Source organism: Streptococcus oralis (assembly GCF_001579175.1).
Taxonomy (GTDB): Bacteria; Bacillota; Bacilli; order Lactobacillales; family Streptococcaceae; genus Streptococcus; species Streptococcus oralis_O.
Window position 1 is genome coordinate 182,766 of sequence record NZ_KQ970760.1, and the last position, 3,334, is coordinate 186,099.

Sequence of the window (3,334 nt, forward strand, 5' to 3'; positions counted from 1 at the left end):
TGTACGCCTCTATCCTTACTTTAATCCCATGAATGTCAAAAAAGTCTTGGAAAAGATTGACTTTTACTTGGATATCAATCATGAGGATGAAATTGCAAACATTATCCAAGAGGTGCAGCAAAGAGAAATCCCTATATTTGCTTTTGAGACCACTAGTCATGACTTGAGTGGTTACAGTCACGTTTACTCACCAGCAGCCGTAGATCAAATGATCGAGTCTATCCGCACGCTTTTGGAATCACAGAAGCAGTCGTTGTGAACTGAAGGAAACTAAATGAAAAAAACAATTGTTCTCGCAGGAGATTATGCCTATATCCGCCAGATTGAAACAGCACTCAAATCTCTCTGCTACCATAATAGCCATGTCAAGGTCTATATCTTTAACCAGGATATTCCCCAGGAATGGTTCCGTGCTCTCAGACCGATAGTAGAGCAAATGGGCGGTGAGTTGGTGGATGTCAAGATGCTTGGTGCCCAGTTTCAGATGAACTGGAGCAACAAATTGCCCCATATCAATCATATGACCTTTGCCCGTTACTTTATCCCTGATTTTGTCGAAGAGGACAAGGTACTTTACTTGGACAGTGATTTGGTAGTGACGGCTGACCTGACGCCCCTCTTTGAAATGGACTTGGGAGAAAACTACCTGGCTGCCGCACCATCTTGTTTTGGAGTTGGGGTTGGCTTTAATGCAGGTGTGCTCTTGATCAATAACAAAAAATGGCGGGCAGAAGATGTGAGACAAGAGCTAGTTGAGTTGACGGAGCGGGAACACCGACATGTGAGTGAGGGAGACCAGTCCATCCTCAATATGCTCTTTCATGACAGCTACACTCATCTGGATCAGAACTATAATTTCCAGATTGGTTTTGACAGTGGGGCTGCCTCGCATGGACATGAATTTATCTTCCAGATTCCCCTAGAGCCTCTGCCAGCCATTTTGCATTTCCTATCCCAAGACAAACCTTGGAACACTCATTCGGTTGGGCGTTTGCGTGAGGTTTGGTGGTACTATCATCTGATGGAGTGGTCGGCCATTACTGAAAAATGGCGTCAGGCTGGAATTGACTATCCAGTCACAGTCTATCAGCCAGCTATGTCTTGTGTTAATTTGACCAACTCCTGGCACCTTGAGAAAATCGACTATCTGGTTCAAGCCTTGCCAGAGGTGCATTTCTACATTGCAGCCTATACAACGATGGCACCGGAACTCATGCTCTTATCACGTTTTGAAAATGTGACCCTCTATCCCAACACCTTCCCTCTCTTGGTTGAGAAACTGATCCAGCAGGCGGATGTCTACCTTGATATTAACCACGATGACAAGCTGAGTGTTGTTTATGACTATATTTCACGCTTTGAGAAACCGATCTTGACTTTTGAAAATACCCAGTCGCGGGAACTACCTGAAAGTGCCTATGCGGGTATTTTCTCAGCAGAAAGACCAGAAGAAATGGTGGCTACTTTGAAGGCTTATCTGACCGAGAAAACTCACGAAAACTGAGATAGAGATTTGAAGAGGCTAAGATAAAAAGGCTGGATTGGCCTCGTGTGACAGGACAGAAAGATAAAAAAGAAAAGGAGGAGCTAGTGAAAGAATTTCGTTCATCGATAGCAGTAAAAAAAGGGATGCACACCCTGTTTTTGCTCTTTATTTATGTGCTCGGGAGTCGTCTGGCTCTTCCTTTTGTTAACCTCAATAGTCGGGATTTTCTCGGAGGAGGCGCAGCCTATCTGGACTTTTCAGTAGCCCTGACTGGTGGAAATCTTCGCAGCCTCTCTCTCTTTTCCATTGGGCTTTCACCTTGGATGTCAGCTATGATCTTGTGGCAGATGTTTTCCTTTTCAAAGAAACTAGGCTTAAACTCGGTTTCTTCGGAAGTCCAGGATAGACGGAAAATGTACTTGACGTTAGGGATTGCCTTGATTCAGGCCTTGGCCTTGACTACAAACCTCCCTGTCCAAGCTCCCTACAATCCCTTCTTGGTCTTTCTCCTCAATACCAGCCTTTTGGTTGCGGGGACCTTCTTCTTAGTTTGGCTGTCGGACATCAATGCGTCTATCGGAGTTGGAGGCCCTGTCGTCATTTTATTGGCAAGTATGGTGGCTTCACTCCCTCAGGACATCCTCCAATCGGTCCAAGTTCATAAGATATCTCCTTGGCTGCTTTTCCTATTGGTAGTGCTTGGTGTCCTCTTTACCTATCTAGTCGTTTTCTTTTATCGAGCGCGATACCGCATCCCTATCAATAAAATCGGGCTCCATTCTCGCTTTAAACGCTATTCTTATCTGGAAATCATGCTCAATCCTGCAGGTGGCATGCCTTATATGTATGTGATGAGTCTCATGGGCTTGCCTTCTTATCTCTTGATCTTGCTTCAACATCTGGACAAGGGCAATCCGCTCTACCCTGCCCTACTGGAGCAGTATGCGATGGGGAAACCCTTGTGGATATACGCTTATATCCTTATCCTCTTTGTCTTTAGCATTGCCTTTGCCTTTGTCAATGTGAGTGGTCAACAGATCTCAGATCGGATGAAGCAATCAGGAGATTACATCTACGGGGTCTATCCTGGTGAGGATACCAGTCGCTTTATCAATCGCTTGGTTCTGCGATTTGCTCTGATAGGTGCAGTCTTTAACGTTACCTTGGCTGGACTTCCAATCTTGTTTGTCTTGAAGGATGAGAGTTTGTTAAAAGTCAGCATGATTCCCGGACTCTTTTTAATTTTGAGTGGCATGCTCTTTACGATTCACGACGAACTGCAGGCGTTCCGACTAAATGAAAGGTATCAGCCACTATTCTAGGAGGTTTTGATGTATTACTTTATCCCAGTCTGGTATGGCAAGGAACGTCCCTGGCATGCCGATTTGACACCCTGGTATTTTTCTCATTTTAAGCTAGAATTTGATGACACCTTCAATCAGATTCGCCTGATGCAACGCCAAGGGATTCCTGCACAGGTCCTCCTTTTGTCCTATCAGCCTCATCTTCGCTATTTTCTCCATCGCCAAGGTATTTTAGAAGCACCAGTTTATTCCTTATTTGATGAATTGCAGGATTTTCATGAGATTCGACCGCAGGTCTTGCAGGTCAGAGATATTGAGTGGGAAGAGGACTGCGAGTTTGTTTACAGTCCCTTTACCATTTTAGTTTTGAGAAATGGAAAGCCCTATGCTCAGGTGGAGCATGGGATTGAAGGTTTCATTAGTACGATTCAGTATTTCAAGGAAGATGGGCTCTTGTTCGCCAACTACCTGATGGATGATCGGGGGCTGGTTTCCAGTGTGATTTACTACCAAGATGGTCAGGCTCTCTACCAAGACTACCTCA

3 protein-coding genes and 1 pseudogene are annotated in these 3,334 nt (G+C 44.9%); all 4 read left to right on the forward strand.

Annotated elements, in window-relative coordinates; genetic code table 11:
- Positions 1–259: pseudogene (locus SORDD24_RS05180) on the forward strand (glycosyltransferase family 8 protein); the annotation flags it as partial.
- A 15-nt stretch (positions 260–274) separates the two neighbouring features.
- Entirely contained in the window at positions 275–1,504 is a 1,230-nt protein-coding gene (locus SORDD24_RS05185) for a glycosyltransferase (RefSeq protein ID WP_061408281.1), read from the forward strand.
- Between the two features lie 86 nt (positions 1,505–1,590).
- Positions 1,591–2,808, forward strand: a complete 1,218-nt coding sequence (secY2, locus tag SORDD24_RS05190) for an accessory Sec system protein translocase subunit SecY2 (RefSeq protein WP_061409502.1) — start codon at positions 1,591–1,593, stop codon at positions 2,806–2,808.
- 9 nt (positions 2,809–2,817) lie between these two features.
- A partial coding sequence (gene asp1 / locus SORDD24_RS05195; protein WP_081103513.1) for an accessory Sec system protein Asp1 occupies positions 2,818–3,334 on the forward strand: 517 nt, incomplete at its 3' end.